The following is a 2445-nucleotide window of genomic DNA, read 5'->3' as shown; positions in this document are numbered from 1 at the left end:
TGTCCAGTGTCAGCCACAGGAACATGCCTCCCTGCGGCTCCTCCCAATGGGCGCCCTTCCAGTTCCTTGCTCTCAGCTCGGACGAGAGTGCTTTCATCCTGGCGGCGTACTCGCGGGAAATGGCTGCGATGTGGCCGTCAAGATCGAAGCCGGACATCAGCTCATCCAGCGCGCGCTGGTCGATGGTGCTGGAATGCAGATCGGCCGCCTGCTTGGCTCTGGCGACGGCGGAGACAAGCTCACTATTGCCTGCAATCCAGCCTGTGCGCAGGGCGGGGGCGACGATTTTGGAGAAGGTGCCGGTGTAGACGACAGCGCCGCCTCCCAAGCGGCCGTCGATGGCCGCGAGCGCCGGAAGTCCGGTCCGGTCTCCGCCTTCAAAGGCGATTTCTCCGTAAGGATTATCCTCCAGAATGAGCGTGCCGTAGCGGCGGCACAGCTCTACGACGCTGTGTCTGCGCTCCTCGCTCCAGGTTGCCCCCGTCGGGTTGCCGAAGGTCGGAACGGCATACAGCAGCTTGGGGCTATGGAGCCGGAGCTTATGCTCCAGATCGTCTGGGAACATGCCGTCGGCATCGCCGGCAACCGGGACGATGTTGGCGCGGTAGGACCCCAGCACCTGGAGGGCGGCCAGATAGGTGGGCGACTCCACGAGCACGGTGTCGCCCGGATCGAGCAGCATACGGCAGAGCAGATCGATCGATTGCTGCGAGCCGGTCGTCAGCACCACCTCTGCCGAAGATACCGTGATCCCCTGACGGGACAGTCTGGCGGCGACTTTTTCGCGGAGCGGGGCATAGCCTTCGGTTACACCGTACTGAAGGACTGAGGTGTGTCCGGAAAGAACCCGGCTGTAAGCTTCGCGAACCGCTTCCAGAGGGAACAGATCCTCTGCGGGCAGTCCCCCGGCCAAAGAGATGATATTGCCTCTCTGAGTCAATTTAAGAATATCGCGCACGGCCGATGAGCCAAGATGCTGCGCCATAGTGGAATAAGCTATATTCATGCTATTTTGCTCCTTACCCTCCGATTTGATGGTATCATAGCGGCAGAGCAGTATAACAGTAAAGCTCACAATATAACAGTGGAGGACGATCAGAATGATGCGCATCGAATTGAGCCGTGCCGGAGGCAAGCCGCTTCCGCTGCAAATCAGTGAGGCGCTCGGGCAGCGCATATCCTCCGGGCTGCTGCAGCAAGGGGCAAGGCTGCCTTCTGTAAGGAAGCTGGCAGTCTCGCTCGGCGTCAGCCAGGTGACAGTCAGCAAGGCGTACGCCGACCTTGAAAGACGCGGCCGGATTGTGCGCCGCCAAGGTCTCGGCTGCTTCGTCGCCTCGCCGAAAGACGGAAGGATGGAAGCGGAGGATTATGGAAAGGGAAGGGCCCCGCAGATCGGTGAACCGAAACGATCTGAAGCCGTCTGGCAGAGCGGGAATAATGAGGATGGTAATGACGGCGACAGCCGGAGTCCGGGCAGGAAGGCGCTGCAGAAGGGGAACGGTGCGCGGAGAACATTCGCATGGCAGGAGGATTACGGGGATTATTTGCCGAGGGCGCAGCTGTGGAGGAATTTCGACTATTCCGAGGCGGAGTATTCCTTCCATCTGGCGGCCATTCACTCCGGGCTGCTTCCCTTGAAGGAAATCGGAGAGGCGATGACGACGCTTGTGGCGAAACGGCCGGAGCTGATGTCGGTCTACGGTAATTTTCAGGGGGATCTCCAGCTGCGGGAAGTGATGACCACGCATCTGGGGGCACGGGGCATTTCCCTGACCGCTACAAATCTGATGATTACGAGCGGGACCCAGCAGGGAATCGATCTGGTGGCCCGGACCTTTGTCGGCCCCGGCGATGCGGTGTATCTGGAAGCGCCCAGCTATACGGGGGCCATTGATGTGTTTGCGGGAAGGGGGGCGGAGATGATCGCCGTTCCCATGGATCAGGACGGCATGCGGATCGACCTGCTAACCAGGCTGTGCGACCGGCGGCCGCCCAAGCTGATTTATACGGTGCCTACGTTTCAGAATCCGAGCGGGGCTACGATGAGCATGGAAAGAAGACAGCGGCTTCTTGAGCTTGCCCGAAGCTACCGCTGTCTAATTGTGGAGGATGATCCTTTTTCTGATTTATATTTCTATTCTCCGCCTCCAGCCTCGATCAAGAGCATAGATAAGGAGGGGCATGTCATCTACATGAAAAGCTTCAGCAAAGTGCTGGCCCCGGGCTGCCGCATTGCCTGCGTCACTGCGGAAGGCGACATCCTTGAGCGGCTGATTGCCGCCAAGGCCGCCAGCGATCTGGGTAGTCCGCTGCTGAATCAGCTCGCGGTGCTCCCGTTCATCTCGGGCCAATATGACGCCTACACGAAGGAGCTGCGGGCCGCGCTGCGGTCCCGGATGGAGCAGGCGGCGAGGCTGCTGAAACGGCATGCTCCGCAGGGAGTAA

Annotated in this window: 2 protein-coding genes; one reads left to right on the top strand and one right to left on the bottom strand. The window is 60.1% G+C overall.

From position 1 onward, the window contains the following. On the bottom strand, positions 1–1006 hold a 1006-nt coding region (locus L692_RS0124770), incomplete at its 3' end, for an aminotransferase-like domain-containing protein (protein ID WP_025702610.1). 97 nt (positions 1007–1103) lie between these two features. Between L692_RS0124770 and L692_RS0124765 the strand changes: the two genes are divergently transcribed. Beyond that, on the top strand, positions 1104–2445 hold a 1342-nt coding region (locus L692_RS0124765), incomplete at its 3' end, for an aminotransferase-like domain-containing protein (protein WP_025702609.1).

It is taken from the genome of Paenibacillus forsythiae T98, from assembly GCF_000520735.1.
GTDB classification, from domain to species: Bacteria; Bacillota; Bacilli; order Paenibacillales; family Paenibacillaceae; genus Paenibacillus_AQ; species Paenibacillus_AQ forsythiae.
This window is presented reverse-complemented; position numbering and strand designations above follow the sequence as displayed.